Origin of the sequence: Burkholderia sp. LFS061, assembly GCF_047978125.1 — a bacterium.
Taxonomy (GTDB): domain Bacteria; phylum Pseudomonadota; class Gammaproteobacteria; order Burkholderiales; family Burkholderiaceae; genus Burkholderia; species Burkholderia pyrrocinia_C.
The window spans coordinates 158,658-172,572 of record NZ_JBFPFS010000004.1 but is presented as its reverse complement, the minus strand read 5'-3'; the positions used below and the strand labels follow the sequence as shown (position 1 = coordinate 172,572).

Below are 13,915 nucleotides of genomic sequence, written 5' to 3'. Positions count from 1 at the left end.
CAGCGACACACGATGCGTGGCGCGATCCGCGCGGCCGCCGCACCGCAATCGAGATCGAAACTTATCCGCGTGCGGGCAAGCGCCGCATCAGCATTGCGCTGTGCCACGCGGTCAGCGCGACGGCGACCCAGATGTGCCCGTATGTCGCGAGCTTCGCGACGCTCAGCGTCTCGCCGAGCAGCAGCAGCGACACCGCGACGAGCAGCACGGGCTCGACGTAGCCGAGTATCCCGAACAGCGCCATCGGCAGCATCCGGCTCGCCTTCAGGTAGCTCGCGAGCGCGAGCGTGCTGAGCACGCCGAGCCCCGGCAACAGCGCGGCCCACAGCACCGGATTGCTCGCGACGCGCGTCGTGCTTGCCGCGACCATCGCGAACGCGACCGGGCACAGCAGCACGATCTCGATCGCGAACGCGGCCAGCGAATCCGCGTTGATCCGGCGGCGCAGCACGAAATACGGCGGATAGCCGAGCGCGACGACGAGCGTCGGCCACGCGAACGCGCGCGTCGCCCATACTTCGTGCACGACGCCGAGCGCGGCGCACGCGACCGCCGCCCATTGCAGCGGGTCGAGGCGTTCGTGATAGTAGAAGCGGCCGACGAGCACCATCGTCAGCGGCAGCAAGAAATAGCCGAGCGACACCTCGAGCATGCGGCCGTGCAGCGGCGCCCACAGGAACAGCCACAACTGCAGGCCGAGCAGCGCCGCGCTCGCGGGCAGCGCAATCAGCAGACGCCAGTCGCGCACGCTGCGCCGCGCGAGGTCGACGAGCGCGGGCCAGCGGTCGCGCAACGCGATCAGCGCGAGCGCGCCCGGCGCGGTCCACAGTACGCGCCACGCGAAGATGTCGAGCCCGGTGAGCGGCGCGAGCAGCTTCGCGTAAACCGACATCAGCGCGAACAGCGTCGATGCCGTCACCGACAGCATGAGGCCGCGCCCGGCTTCCGGATACCCCGTCATGGTTGTCGTGCGCCTGTTACTGCTGCTGGAAACGCTCGAAGCGCCTTTCGGTCCGGCGTTCCTCGAACGTCACCTCGGTCACGCGCGCGGCCGGCGGCCCGTGGCGCAGCCACGCGAGCATCCGGTCGATCTGCGCGCCGGGGCCCTGGATCATCGCCTCGACGCTGCCGTCCTCGAGATTCGCGACCCAGCCGCGCAGCTTCAGCGCATGCGCCTCGCGCACCGTCGCATGACGGAAGCCGACGCCCTGCACGACGCCGCGCACCCGCACGTAGTAGGTCTCGATCCGTTCGTCCAGTTCATTGCGGCTCATCGCGTCGCCCTCCCGTTGCATTCAAGCCCGGCATTGTAGTCGGGTCGGCCGCTTCGCACACGCGTGCGGCGGACCGGCCGCACGCCGCCAGGGAAGCACGGCCCGCCCGGCGCCGGCGTTGCGTCGCCGCGCGCGCCGACCACGTACAATCTCGCCGACGCTCAACCGCCGCGCCGCTCGCGCGCGGCCCTGAAGGAAACGCATGACTGATACCTCCCGCGATCTCGTTCTCGTCACCGGCGCGTCCGGTTTCGTCGGCTCGGCCGTCGCGCGCATCGCGCAGCAGAAAGGCTATGCGGTGCGCGTGCTCGTGCGCCCGACCAGCCCGCTCACGAACGTCGCGGATCTCGACGCCGAGATCGTCACCGGCGACATGCGCGACGAGGCGTCGATGCGCGCCGCGCTGCGCGGCGTGCGCTACCTGCTGCACGTGGCGGCCGACTACCGGCTGTGGGCGCCCGATCCCGACGAGATCGAGCGCGCGAACCTCGAAGGCGCGGTCGCGACAATGCGCGCGGCACGCGCCGAAGGCGTCGAGCGGATCGTCTACACGAGCAGCGTCGCGACGCTGAAGGTCACGAGCGCGGGCGACCCGTCCGACGAAAACCGGCCGCTCACGCCCGAGCAGGCGATCGGCGTCTACAAGCGCAGCAAGGTGCTCGCGGAACGCGCGGTCGAGCGGATGATCGCCGACGAAGGGCTGCCGGCCGTGATCGTCAACCCGTCGACGCCGATCGGCCCGCGCGACGTGAAGCCGACGCCGACCGGCCGCATCATCGTCGAAGCCGCGCTCGGCAAGATCCCCGCGTTCGTCGACACGGGGCTGAACCTCGTGCACGTCGACGACGTCGCGCACGGTCACTTCCTCGCGCTCGAGCGCGGCCGGATCGGCGAGCGCTACATCCTCGGCGGCGAGAACCTGCCGCTGCAGCAGATGCTGGCCGACATCGCGCAGATGACGGGCCGCAAGGCGCCGACGATCGCGCTGCCGCGCTGGCCGCTGTACCCGCTCGCGGTCGGTGCCGAAGCGGTCGCGAAGTTCACGAAGAAAGAGCCGTTCGTCACCGTGGACGGGCTGCGGATGTCGAAGAACAAGATGTATTTCACGTCCGCGAAGGCCGAGCGCGAGCTCGGCTACCGTGCGCGCCCGTACCGCGAAGGGCTGCGCGATGCGCTCGACTGGTTCGGCTCGGCGGGGTACCTGAAATAACACAAAGCGGCGCGCGGCGCGCCGCCTTGCGCACTTTGTTACACGTCGCGCGCGGACCGGCACCGGCGCAGCGGTTAAAATCGCGGGTCTTACGCAGAGAAGACACGCATGAACCTGAACGATCAGATCGATTCGCTCAACGCGGGCGTCGATCAGCTCCTCCACGATCACCACGCCGCGCAGCAGGCGGCCCGCAGCGCGGAAGCCTTCGCGCGCGCCGCAGCAGCGGAAGCCCAGGCCGCGGCGCAACGTCACGCCGCCGCGGAAGCCGAAGCGCAGGCCGCAGCGCAGCGCCACACGGCGGCAGCCGCCGAGGCCGAAGCCGCGCAGCAGCGCCACGCGGAAGCCACCGCCGCCGCCGAAGCCGCCGCCCACCGTCATACGGATGCCGCCGCGCAAGCCGAGGCCGCCGTGCTGCGCCATACGGAAGCCACCGCACGGACCGAAGCGCTCGCGCAACGTCATGCGGATGCCGAAGCCGCATCGCAACGACACGCAGCCGCGATCGCCGAAGCCGAGGCCGCCGCGCAACGCCATGACGCCGCCGCGACCGAAGCCGATGCGGCCGCGCAGCGCCATGCGGCAGCGGCCGCCGAAGCCGAGGCCGCCGCGAAGCGTCACGCGCAAGCGACCGCCGAAGCCGAAGCAGCCACGCAGCGCCATACAGCCGCGATCGCCGAGGCCGAAGCGCTCGCGCAGCGTCACGCGGAAGCGATTGCCGAAACGCAGGCCGCCGCGCAGCGTCATGCCGATGCGACCGCCGAGGCCGAAGCCGTCACGCAGCGCCACGCCGAAGCGATCGCGCAGGCCGAAGCCGCCGCGCAACGCCACGCCGACGCCACCGCGCAGGCCGAAGCCCTCACGCAGCGCCATACCGAAGCGATCGCGCAGGCCGAAGCCGCCGCACAGCACCACGCGAAGGCCGTCGCCGACGCCGAAGCGCTGGTCGAGGCCGTCGTCAACGAAGCCGCGACGAACGCGGTTGCCGCTCCGGCCGTTGCCGCCGAAACCGTCGAACCGGCACCGGCGGACACGCCGGCGGCGGAACCGGCTGTGAACGCATCCGCGCCGGCTGCGGCCGATACGACAGCCGACGCCGGAACCGCGATCGTCGCGCCGGCGCAAGCCGAAGCCGCGACCGAAGCCGAAGCCGAAGCCGAAACCGAAGCCGCCGCCGCCCCGGCCGACAAGGCGACGCTGCACGTGGCGCGGCCGTCGCAGAACGAGATCGCGCTGACCATCAACGGCGAATCGATCACGCTGAATCCGGACCAGCTCGGCCAGCTGATCGAGGAACTGGCGCATGCGCGCGCGTCGATGCAGCCGGAACCGCCGCAGGGCATCCCGCCTGGCTGGCGTTTCGTGTCGACGAAGAACCCGATGATGGCCGTGCAGAAGCAGTCGAACGGCGACCGCCTGCTGGTCGCCCGCCACACCGGCTTCGGCTGGGTGCCGTTCACGTTCTCGCCCGACGTGGTGATCCAGATGTACATGATGCTGACCCAGCGGTAAGCACCGGCAGCCAGCACCGCCGAAAACGACACAGCCCGACCGGTTTCCACCGATCGGGCTGTTTGCTTTCCGGCTGCCGGAACGGCAGCGTCCCGGGACGCGCGCCAACGGCGCGCGAAACGCTCAGCGCTCCACCGGCGCCTGCACGCGCGCCTTCCACTGGCCGCCCTTGCCGCGCCAGTAGCGCCACGCGGACGCGAACGTCGCGCCGACGTAGAACAGCGCGACGAGCGGCAGCGCGGGCGCCCACAGCGGCGAGCGCCGGTAGTAGCGCAGCATCGGCGCATACGCGGCGCACATCGACGCCCACGCGAGCCACGCCGGCCACGCGCGCGCGCCGTACGCGAGCGCCGCGACGGGCGGCACAAGGTAGATGACCGCCATCCCGAGCAGCGTGCCGGCCAGCAGCAGCGGCGAATAGTGCAGCTGCGTGAACGCGGTGCGCGCGATCATGTTCCAGATGTCGCGCCAGCTGTCGTACGGGCGCAGCGACACGCTGCGGTCGGCCAGGTCGAGCCGGATCGGATGGCGGCCGCTGCCGCGATGCTTGATCTGCGCGGCGAGGCTGCAGTCGTCGATCAGCGCACCGCGGATCGACTCGATGCCGCCCGCTTCCTCGAGTGCGGTGCGCTTCACGAGCATGCAGCCGCCCGCGGCGCCGGCCGTCTTGTTGCGCGGGTTGTTGATCCACGAGAACGGGTAGAGCTTCGCGAAGAAGAACACGAACGCCGGGATCAGCGCCTTTTCCCAGAACGAATCGCAGCGCAGCCGCACCATCAGCGACACGAGATCGCGGTGCTCGGCCTGCGCGCGCGTGACGAGCTGCGCGACGGCATCGGGCGGGTGGCCGATATCGGCATCCGTCAGCAGCAGGTAGTCGGCCGGCAGGCCGAGCGTCTGCACCGCGGCGATCCCCTGCGACTGCGCCCACACCTTGCCCGACCAGCCGGCCGGCAGCGGCTTCGCGGCCAGCACCGTCAGCCGGTCGGCGCGGTTGATCGCGAGCGCCGCCGCACGGGCCGCGTCGGCGGTGCCGTCGTCGCTGTGGTCGTCGACGATGATCAGATGAAAGTCGCCCGGATAATCCTGCTCGAGCAGCGAAGTCGCCGCGCGGGCGATCACGTCGGCCTCGTTGCGCGCCGGCACGACCGCGACGACGGCCGGCCAGCCCGCGTCGGCCGCCGCACCGCGCGCGTCGGGCGCCAGCGGTCGCGCCGGCACCGCGCGCCAGAAGCCGCCGCGCGCGACGAGCAGCACGATCCAGATCATCAGCGACAGGCCGGACACCAGGAAAGCGATCACCAGCATCATCGGCGCGCCTCCGGCCGGACGCCGGCGTTTTGAATGGGGGTCAGGAACAAAACGCCCGAAACCGCTCGGGCGGCCGGGCAATACGCGTAAGAATCGACGGTCATCGAATGGCCTTGAAATGAGCGCGACGCCGGGCAGCCGGAGCGGCCGCCCGCGAAACCGCGTAGTTTACTGGGTTCCGCGCGCGCCAGCGCCGACGCGGCTCTCACGCAATTGCAACACGGAAGATACGGCACCAGAGCAAGGACTGCCCGATAGGGTTAAAATGCGCGATTAATTCGGGGTTCCGGGGCCTGGTCTGGCCGGTTCGTTCCTGCCTTCATAACTTCAAGCCGGGGCGATCGAGTTGGTGCCAGCTCTTCGAACCCCGGCGTCTGTCGTCGGAGTTCGCTCACTTATGCGAGTCATCCTTGCCCAGCCCCGCGGCTTTTGTGCGGGGGTTGTCCGTGCGATCGAGATCGTCGATCGCGCGCTGCAACAGCACGGCGCGCCGGTCTATGTGCGTCATGAGATCGTTCATAACCGGCATGTCGTCGAAAACCTGCGTAATAAAGGGGCACGATTCGTTGAGGAACTCGACGAGGTGCCGCACGGCGCTGTCGCGATCTTCAGCGCGCACGGTGTCGCCCAGACGGTCGAGCGCGACGCGGAAACGCGCGGGCTCGACGTGCTCGACGCGACCTGCCCGCTCGTCACGAAGGTGCACGTGCAGGGCCGCCAGTATGTCGCGGCGGGCCGCCGGCTGATCCTGATCGGCCACGCGGGCCACCCGGAAGTCGAGGGTACGATCGGCCAGATTCCGGCCGAGGTGATCCTCGTGCAGAGCGAAGCCGAAGTCGCGACGCTGACGCTGCCCGTCGATACGCCGGTCGCGTACATCACGCAGACCACGCTGTCGGTCGACGATACGCGCGGCATCATCGAAGCGCTGCAGCGCCGGTTCACCGACCTGGTCGGCCCGGACACGCGCGACATCTGCTATGCCACCCAGAATCGCCAGGCCGCCGTGCGCGAGCTGAGCGAACAGGTTGACGTGCTGCTCGTCGTCGGCGCGACGAACAGCTCGAACTCGAACCGCCTGCGCGAGATCGGCACCGAAAGCGGTGTGCCGAGCTATCTCGTCGCCGACGGCTCGGAAGTGAAAGCCGAATGGTTTGCGGGCGTGCAGACGGTCGGCCTGACCGCCGGCGCGTCGGCGCCCGAAGAGATGGTCGAGGATGTAATCGGCGCGCTGCGCGCGCTGGGGCCCGTCGATGTCGCGACGATGGCGGGCCGTGAGGAAAAAGTCGAATTCAAGCTGCCGGCGAAGCTCACGCAAGCTGTCGCCCGCGAAGTTTAAGGAGGACATCCCTTGTCTATTCCGCTGCTCCAGCAAGTCCGTGTCGGCGCGTATATCGTGCGCCAGCACCTGTCCGGCAACAAACGCTATCCGCTCGCGCTGATGCTCGAGCCGCTGTTCCGCTGCAACCTCGCGTGCAACGGCTGCGGCAAGATCGATTATCCGGACCCGATCCTGAACCAGCGCCTGTCCGTCGAGGAATGCCTGCAGGCCGTCGACGAGTGCGGCGCGCCCGTCGTGTCGATCGCCGGCGGCGAACCGCTGCTCCACAAGGAGATGCCGGAAATCGTCAAGGGCATCATGAAGCGCAAGAAATTCGTGTACCTGTGCACGAACGCGCTGCTGATGGAAAAGAAGATGGACGACTACGCGCCGAGCCCGTATTTCGTCTGGTCGGTCCACCTCGACGGCGACCAGCAGGCGCACGATCACTCGGTGTCGCAGGAAGGCGTGTACGACAAGGCCGTCGCGGCGATCAAGGAAGCGAAGCGCCGCGGCTTCCGCGTGAACATCAACTGCACGCTGTTCAACGATGCGGTGCCCGAGCGCGTGGCGAAGTTCTTCGACACGCTGGGGCCAATCGGCGTCGACGGCATCACGGTGTCGCCGGGCTACGCGTACGAGCGCGCGCCGGATCAGCAGCACTTCCTGAACCGCGACAAGACGAAGAACCTGTTCCGCGAAATCCTGAAGCGCGGCGAAGGCGGCAAGCGCTGGTCGTTCAGCCAGTCGTCGCTGTTCCTCGACTTCCTGGCCGGCAACCAGACGTACAAGTGCACGCCGTGGGGCAACCCGGCGCGTACGGTGTTCGGCTGGCAGAAGCCGTGCTACCTGGTCGGCGAAGGTTACGTGAAGACCTTCAAGGAACTGATGGAAACGACCGAGTGGGACAACTACGGCGTCGGCAACTACGAGAAGTGCGCTGACTGCATGGTCCACTGCGGCTTCGAGGCAACGGCCGTGATGGACACGATCGCGCACCCGCTGAAAGCGCTGCGCGTGAGCACGAAGGGCATCAAGACCGACGGCCCGTTCGCACCGGACATCTCGATCGCGAAGCAGCGCCCGGCCGAGTACGTATTCTCGCGCCACGTCGAGATCAAGCTCGAGGAAATCCAGCGCGCCGGCAAGGGCAAGCTGCAGAAGCCGGCGAAGCCGGCAACGGCGGCTTAAGCTTAAGCGCATTTCGCCGCGCGGCGGCCGTGCCTCCGCGCCGGCGGGCATGAATGAAGCGCCACGGAGTTCGCTCCGTGGCGCTTTTGTTTTGGGCCGCTGGATTGCGCCCGCACCACGTTGTCGCGGCGACCGCGCAATCGCCGACGTCGCGCGATTGCATCGGCCGCGCCGGTGCGGCCGGCCCTGTCTCCTCCATCCTCCCTGCAAAACTGGCGCGCGGCACTACGCAACCAGCGATGCGGCCGCGTTCATACGCATCTTCTCCGCCGCGCTCGCGACGAGCGCCGGCTGGCCGCTCGTCGCGAACACGCAGACATGACGCCACAGCTCGGCGAGCCGATGCCGCGTGAGCGTCGCGACGCAGGTGTCGTGCGCCGCAAGCACGCGCTCGAGCACTGCGCATTCGTCGTCGCGCAGCGCCCATGCGCCGCTTTGCGCCGCGCGCGCCACGCCCGCATCGAGCGCACGCTCCGCGTCGACGCACAGGTCGATGTCCGCGCCCCCGCACACCGCATCGTCGATCGCCAGGAACACCAGATAGACGCTCGTGCGCAACCGCATCAGCAGCGCCTCGTTGCCATGCTCGCCGCGCAGCGCGACGAGCGCCATGTGGCATTTCAGCGAGATGTCGCGTGCATGCGCGGGCGGCAGCGGCAGCAGCCATTCGCGGGTCAGCGGCACGCGGCGACGGTTTTTCCGGGTGGCCTTCATGATTCGCGCTCGCCCTCGGCAGCATCGCTCGACGCGAAATCCGACCACGCGGCACGACACGCGGTCGTGCCGCGCCCCGCAGTGCGGTTGTCCTTCGCGCGGCGCCGCGCGACGTGCCCGTCGTTGCGTCGCGGCGTCGCTCGCACATCCGGCAACCGGCGCGGTGCCGACGCGCGCGCGACGTGGGCGGATCGAAGCTGGCAAGCCATGCTCGTCTGCCGCATCAGAACGTGTTCTCGCCTTTCAGGTAGTACGCGGTCTTCACGAAGAACGCCTTGACCGGATGGCCGCCCTGCACGTCGCGCGCGGCGCGCGCTTCCATCGCGGCCCGCTCTTCGCGCGACCGGTCGGGCACCGGATTGCGGACACGTTCGAGCGCACGCGGCATCGCGAGCGGATAGTTCTGGTTGCCGGCCGTCGTCGCGCGATAGCCGGCACGAGTCATCTGCATCAGTTGCGCGTCGGTTTCGGCGCGCGCCGCCGACCAGCTCAGCCGCGCGGCATTCGACTGCCAGTCGGAGCCGGCCGACTGCGCAAAGCTGACGGCGGGCAGCGCAACGAGTGCGCAGGAAAGAACAGCAACGGGAACGAGGGATCGCATGGTGGCCTCCAGATGGTTGTCCCCGCATCGATCGCGATCGTCGATGCGTTGAAACCATCGTATGTCGCGCCGCATTCCGCTTGAATAGCCGATTTCGCAATTGATATTTTCAGCCTTGCATTCGGCATGCGATCTGCGTCATTCCCCCATCCCGCCGAAACGGAATTTCTTTATTTCATTCAACTGCCTGATTGCATTTTTCCGGTTGCCTCAAAGCACGCTCGCACCGCTTTTTCAATTTCCGAAATGACGTGTTGCCTGTGCGATTGCGGCTAGCGCAAGTGCCGACAAGGCTACCGGCGTGATATCGCGCATGCGGATACCACCAGCCCGGTTTCGTCGGATCAAACGGTTCTTCTGATACAGGACAAATCATCCGCTTCGGATTGCCGGACCGTGACACGACGCATACGGCAAGGACGCGCGATAATCACGCATCGGCCGTTTCGCACGGCGCTTCATGCATTCCCCTTTTTTATCGAATCCTTCCATGGCTGCCCTCGACACCACCGCCATCGACAGTTGGCACGCGCACGTCTATTTCGATGCGGCCAGCCGCGACGCGGCCTGGGCGTTTCGCCAGGTCGTCGACGAACGGTTCGGCGCGGTCATCGAACTCGGCCGGTTTCACGAACGCCTCGTCGGCCCGCATCCGGCCTGGTCGTACCAGATCGCATTCGACGCCGCACGATTCCACGACATCGTGCCGTGGCTCGTGCTGAACCACGGCACGCTCGATATCTTCCTGCATCCGAATACCGGCGACGACCTGCGCGACCATCGCGATTGCGCGGTGTGGATCGGCAAATCCTATGTGCTGAATCTCGACGCGCTGGCCGGATAAGGTCTGACGCGCGGCCGCCTTCAACCAGGGCCGCATCCACGTTTCGGGCCGACGTGAAACGTCTCGCGGCGTCGCGCTCATACAGTGGGTTCCGTTATCGACACTTCAGGGAACCCGCCATGACACACACCGACGCCGATGCCCGGCGCATCCATGCAGGCTGGCACGCCGCCGTCGTCGCTCGCGATCTCGATGCACTGATGTCGCTGTACGCGGACGACGCGGTGCTCGAAACGCCGCTCGTCGTCGTCACGCTGCCCGCGCACGGCTCCGGCGTGCTGCACGGCAAGGCCGCGATCGGCGAATTCTTCGCGGCCGGCCTGCGCAATCCGGGCAACCGGCTAGGGCGCTGGTACCGGACCGGGCTGTTCTTCTCGAACGGCCGCCAGCTCACATGGGAATATCCGCGCGAAACGCCGGAAGGCGACCAGGTCGATCTCGTCGAGGTGATGGATCTGCGCGACGGGCTGATCGCGCATCATCGCGTGTACTGGGGATGGGTCGGCTTTCTCGCGCTGCAAGCCGCGACGCCGGCGCCCGACCGCGCCTGACGGCCGCCGGCGAGCGGGCCGCGGCCATGACCGCCGCGCGCCGACAGCGCATTCCCCGGACGCGCCCGTGGCGCGTCGTCACCGGCTCGACGCCGCATTGCGCTTACGCGACATACATCGCGACACTGACGAACTGGCAAAGGCTGCCGGCCAGCACGAAAAGGTGCCAGATACCGTGCCCGTGACGGATGCGTTCGTCGTTGATGAAGAAGTAAATCCCGGCGCTGTAGATCACGCCGCCGGCCACGAGCCACGCGGTGCCCACCGGCGGCAGCGCATGGATCAGCGGGCGGACCGCGACGAGCGCGAGCCAGCCCATCAGCACGTACAGGATCATCGACAGCATGCGCGTGCGCCGCCCGAGCGTCAGTTCCTGCACGATGCCCAGCACGGCGAGCCCCCAGCTCACACCGAACAGCGACCAGCCCCACGGACCGCGCAACGTGACCAGCGTAAACGGCGTGTAGCTGCCAGCAATCAGCAGGTAGATCGCCGAATGGTCGCATTTCTGCAGGATCGCTTTCAGGCGCGGGTTGCGTACGCTGTGGTACAGCGTCGAGATCGCGTAGAGCAGGATCAGCATCGCGCCGTACACGCTGAAGCTCACCACCTTGTACGGGTCGCCTTCGAGCGCGCCCATCGTCACGAGCGCCACGAGGCCCGCCACCGACAGCACCGCGCCGACGAGATGGGAAATGCTGTTGAAACGCTCACCGACATGCACGACGTGTTCTCCTGCGAGTCCACCGGGAAAAATGAGTTCTATGATACCGGCCACCGGACGTTGCCGTGCTGCGCGCCGGCAAACGACGCAGCGATACCCGCGACAGGCGTGCCGTCTGCCCCGCCAAAGAAAAAGCGCCGCGAAATCCATCGCGGCGCTTCCTTGTAAATCACCGAACCGTTTCACCGGCCCGGTTCAGCAGCACTTCCCTGCTCCCGACCCGTACCGCGCATTCTGACGCTCGCGGAAAAATTCCTCGTACGTCATCGGCTCGCGGTCCGGATGGGTTTCGCGCATGTGCGCGACGTAGGTGTCGTAGTCGGGCAGGCCGACCATCAGCCGCAACGCCTGCCCGAGGTAACGCCCCGCGCTGCGCAGGTCGCTGCCGAGATCGCTGAACATCGCGGCCTCCCCTTAACGTCCGCTGCCGAGCGCCTGCGCGGCCGGCATCGCTTCGTACGGCGTCTCGCGCACGGTCGGCTTCGACTCGCGGCGCGCGCGCAGCACGGCGATCACGCCGTACACCGCGATGCAGATGACGACGAAGATGAACAGCCCGGCCAGCGCCGCATCGATGTAGTCGTTGAAGATGATCCGCTTCATCTGCGCGATCGACTTGGCCGGCGCGAGCACCTTGCCTTCGTCCACCGCGGCCTGCAGCTTCGCGGCGTGCGCGAGGAAGCTGACCTTCGGGTTCGCGTCGAAAATCTTCTGCCAACCGGCCGTCAGCGTGCAGATCAGCAGCCATGCCGTCGGCACGATCGTCACCCATGCATAGCGCTCGCGCTTCATCTTGAACAGCACGACGGTGCCGAGCACCAGCGCGATCGCGGCGAGCATCTGGTTCGAGATGCCGAACAGCGGCCACAGCGTGTTGATGCCGCCGAGCGGATCGACCACGCCCTGGTACAGGAAGTAGCCCCACGCGGCCACGCACAGCCCGGTGGCGACCAGGTTCGCGGGCAGCGACTCGGTGCGCTTGAGCGCCGGGTGGAACGTGCCGAGCAGATCCTGCAGCATGAAGCGGCCCGCGCGCGTGCCGGCGTCGACGGCCGTCAGGATGAACAGCGCCTCGAACAGGATCGCGAAGTGATACCAGAACGCCATCATCGCTTCGCCGCCGATCACCTGGTGCAGGATGTGCGCCATGCCGACAGCCAGCGTCGGCGCACCGCCCGCGCGCGCGATGATCGTCGTTTCGCCGACGGCCTTCGCGGTCTGCGTGAGCATGTCGGGCGTCAGCACGAAGCCCCACTGCGTGACGGTGTTCGCGACGGCTTCCGGCGTCGAGCCGAGCACAGCGGCCGGCGCGTTCATCGCGAAGTAGATGCCCGGCTCGATCACGCACGCGGCGACCAGCGCCATGATCGCGACGAACGATTCCATCAGCATCGCGCCGTAACCGATGAAGCGCGCGTTGGTTTCGTTGTCGATCAGCTTCGGCGTCGTGCCCGAAGAAATCAGCGCGTGGAAGCCCGACACCGCGCCGCACGCGATCGTGATGAACAGGAACGGGAACAGGTTGCCCGACCACACCGGGCCCGTGCCGTCGACGAACTTCGTCAGCGCGGGCATCTTCAGTTCCGGCGCGACGACCAGGATGCCGATCGCGAGGCCCAGGATCGTGCCGATCTTCAGGAACGTCGACAGGTAGTCGCGCGGCGCGAGCAGCAGCCACACCGGCAGCACCGATGCGACGAAGCCATAGCCGATCAGGATCCACGTGAGCTGCGTGCCGCTGAACGTGAACCACGCAGCGAGCGCGGGCGAATCGTGCACGGTCTGGCCGAACGCGATCGACGCCATCAGCAGCACGAAGCCGATGATCGACACTTCGCCGATGCGGCCCGGACGGATGTAGCGCGTATAGACGCCCATGAACAGCGCGATCGGAATCGTCGCGGCGACGGTGAACGTGCCCCACGGCGAATTGGTCAGCGCCTTCACGACGATCAGCGCGAGCACCGCGAGGATGATCACCATGATCAGGAACGCGCCGAACAGCGCGATCACGCCGGGCACCGTGCCGAGCTCCATCTTGACGAGATCGCCGAGCGAGCGGCCGTCGCGGCGCGTCGAGATGAACAGCACGATGAAGTCCTGCACCGCGCCGGCGAACACGACGCCGGCCAGGATCCACAGCATGCCGGGCGTGTAGCCCATCTGCGCGGCGAGCACGGGCCCGACGAGCGGCCCCGCGCCGGCGATCGCGGCGAAGTGATGGCCGAACAGCACGTACTTGTTGGTCGGCACGTAGTCGAGGCCGTCGTTGTACTTGACCGCCGGCGTCATCCGCAGCCCGTCGAGCTGCATGACCTTGCTGGCGATGAAACGGCTGTAGAAGCGATACGCGATCAGATACACGCAGACAGCGGCGATCACGATCCAGAGGGCACTCACGCGCTCGCCGTGCGCGAGTGCGATCGTTCCGAACGAGAACGCGCCGAGCAGCGCGACCGCGATCCAGAGCAGGGTACTGGAAGCCCGATTCATGGCGTCTCCTGGTCTCCAATGTGGTTTTGATGGCATGCGGCGAAGTGGCCGCACACGCGTGACGTCAATGCGTCGTGCCGCAGTCTTGCAAAGGCCGCGGCAATGGGCCGTAGTATTCCGTGCGACAGGGGCGGCTTACAAGCGGATAACTACGTATGCGGGGCTACGT

At 67.7% G+C, this 13,915-nt stretch carries 14 protein-coding genes; 6 read left to right on the top strand and 8 right to left on the bottom strand.

What is annotated here, in order from left to right:
- Nucleotides 1-61: 61 nt before the first annotated feature.
- Both rarD and ACNQQL_RS05265 read right to left on the bottom strand, forming a co-directional pair.
- Entirely contained in the window at nucleotides 62-961 is a 900-nt protein-coding gene (rarD, locus tag ACNQQL_RS05270) for an EamA family transporter RarD (RefSeq protein ID WP_347063445.1), read from the bottom strand.
- A 16-nt stretch (nucleotides 962-977) separates the two neighbouring features.
- Complete coding sequence (locus tag ACNQQL_RS05265) at nucleotides 978-1,274, bottom strand: acylphosphatase (RefSeq protein ID WP_034187849.1); 297 nt, start codon at nucleotides 1,272-1,274, stop codon at nucleotides 978-980.
- A 202-nt stretch (nucleotides 1,275-1,476) separates the two neighbouring features.
- Here ACNQQL_RS05265 and hpnA point away from each other — a divergent pair, with 202 nt between their 5' ends.
- Together hpnA and ACNQQL_RS05255 are read left to right on the top strand one after the other, a co-directional pair.
- Nucleotides 1,477-2,484 (top strand): hopanoid-associated sugar epimerase, encoded by a 1,008-nt coding sequence (gene hpnA / locus ACNQQL_RS05260; RefSeq protein WP_347063444.1) that lies wholly within the window; start codon nucleotides 1,477-1,479, stop codon nucleotides 2,482-2,484.
- 108 nt (nucleotides 2,485-2,592) lie between these two features.
- Nucleotides 2,593-3,996, top strand: coding sequence for a phage tail protein (locus ACNQQL_RS05255; RefSeq protein WP_347063443.1), 1,404 nt, complete (start codon nucleotides 2,593-2,595; stop codon nucleotides 3,994-3,996).
- A 123-nt stretch (nucleotides 3,997-4,119) separates the two neighbouring features.
- On the opposite strand, the gene ACNQQL_RS05250 is transcribed toward ACNQQL_RS05255, so the two are convergent.
- Nucleotides 4,120-5,307: a glycosyltransferase gene (locus tag ACNQQL_RS05250; protein WP_347063442.1), complete on the bottom strand. Its 1,188-nt coding sequence runs from the start codon at nucleotides 5,305-5,307 to the stop codon at nucleotides 4,120-4,122.
- 397 nt (nucleotides 5,308-5,704) lie between these two features.
- Between ACNQQL_RS05250 and ispH the strand changes: the two genes are divergently transcribed.
- Both ispH and hpnH read left to right on the top strand, forming a co-directional pair.
- Nucleotides 5,705-6,646 (top strand): 4-hydroxy-3-methylbut-2-enyl diphosphate reductase, encoded by a 942-nt coding sequence (gene ispH, locus ACNQQL_RS05245; RefSeq protein ID WP_034181594.1) that lies wholly within the window; start codon nucleotides 5,705-5,707, stop codon nucleotides 6,644-6,646.
- Nucleotides 6,647-6,658: 12 nt separating this feature from the next.
- A complete protein-coding gene (hpnH, locus tag ACNQQL_RS05240) occupies nucleotides 6,659-7,819 on the top strand; it encodes an adenosyl-hopene transferase HpnH (RefSeq protein WP_034181593.1) in 1,161 nt (386 codons plus the stop codon).
- A gap of 225 nt (nucleotides 7,820-8,044) precedes the next feature.
- Here hpnH and ACNQQL_RS05235 read toward each other — a convergent pair whose 3' ends face one another.
- Both ACNQQL_RS05235 and ACNQQL_RS05230 read right to left on the bottom strand, forming a co-directional pair.
- Entirely contained in the window at nucleotides 8,045-8,533 is a 489-nt protein-coding gene (locus ACNQQL_RS05235) for a hypothetical protein (RefSeq protein WP_347063441.1), read from the bottom strand.
- 223 nt (nucleotides 8,534-8,756) lie between these two features.
- Complete coding sequence (locus tag ACNQQL_RS05230; protein WP_347063440.1) at nucleotides 8,757-9,134, bottom strand: hypothetical protein; 378 nt, start codon at nucleotides 9,132-9,134, stop codon at nucleotides 8,757-8,759.
- A gap of 490 nt (nucleotides 9,135-9,624) precedes the next feature.
- On the opposite strand from ACNQQL_RS05230, the gene ACNQQL_RS05225 reads away from it, so the two are divergent.
- Together ACNQQL_RS05225 and ACNQQL_RS05220 are read left to right on the top strand one after the other, a co-directional pair.
- Nucleotides 9,625-9,978: a DOPA 4,5-dioxygenase family protein gene (locus tag ACNQQL_RS05225; protein ID WP_347063439.1), complete on the top strand. Its 354-nt coding sequence runs from the start codon at nucleotides 9,625-9,627 to the stop codon at nucleotides 9,976-9,978.
- 119 nt (nucleotides 9,979-10,097) lie between these two features.
- The gene (locus ACNQQL_RS05220) at nucleotides 10,098-10,529 is read left to right on the top strand and encodes a nuclear transport factor 2 family protein (protein WP_347063438.1); all 432 of its coding nucleotides are present in this window, start codon (nucleotides 10,098-10,100) and stop codon (nucleotides 10,527-10,529) included.
- A gap of 103 nt (nucleotides 10,530-10,632) precedes the next feature.
- Here the strand turns inward: ACNQQL_RS05220 and trhA are convergent, their stop codons facing one another.
- The 3 genes from trhA to ACNQQL_RS05205 all read right to left on the bottom strand — a co-directional run bounded on the left by trhA (nucleotide 10,633) and on the right by ACNQQL_RS05205 (nucleotide 13,746).
- A complete protein-coding gene (gene trhA / locus ACNQQL_RS05215; RefSeq protein ID WP_047902192.1) occupies nucleotides 10,633-11,253 on the bottom strand; it encodes a PAQR family membrane homeostasis protein TrhA in 621 nt (206 codons plus the stop codon).
- Between the two features lie 195 nt (nucleotides 11,254-11,448).
- Complete coding sequence (locus tag ACNQQL_RS05210) at nucleotides 11,449-11,655, bottom strand: YbdD/YjiX family protein (protein WP_006480280.1); 207 nt, start codon at nucleotides 11,653-11,655, stop codon at nucleotides 11,449-11,451.
- Nucleotides 11,656-11,667: 12 nt separating this feature from the next.
- Nucleotides 11,668-13,746, bottom strand: coding sequence for a carbon starvation CstA family protein (locus ACNQQL_RS05205; protein ID WP_072440015.1), 2,079 nt, complete (start codon nucleotides 13,744-13,746; stop codon nucleotides 11,668-11,670).
- Nucleotides 13,747-13,915 lie beyond the last annotated feature (169 nt).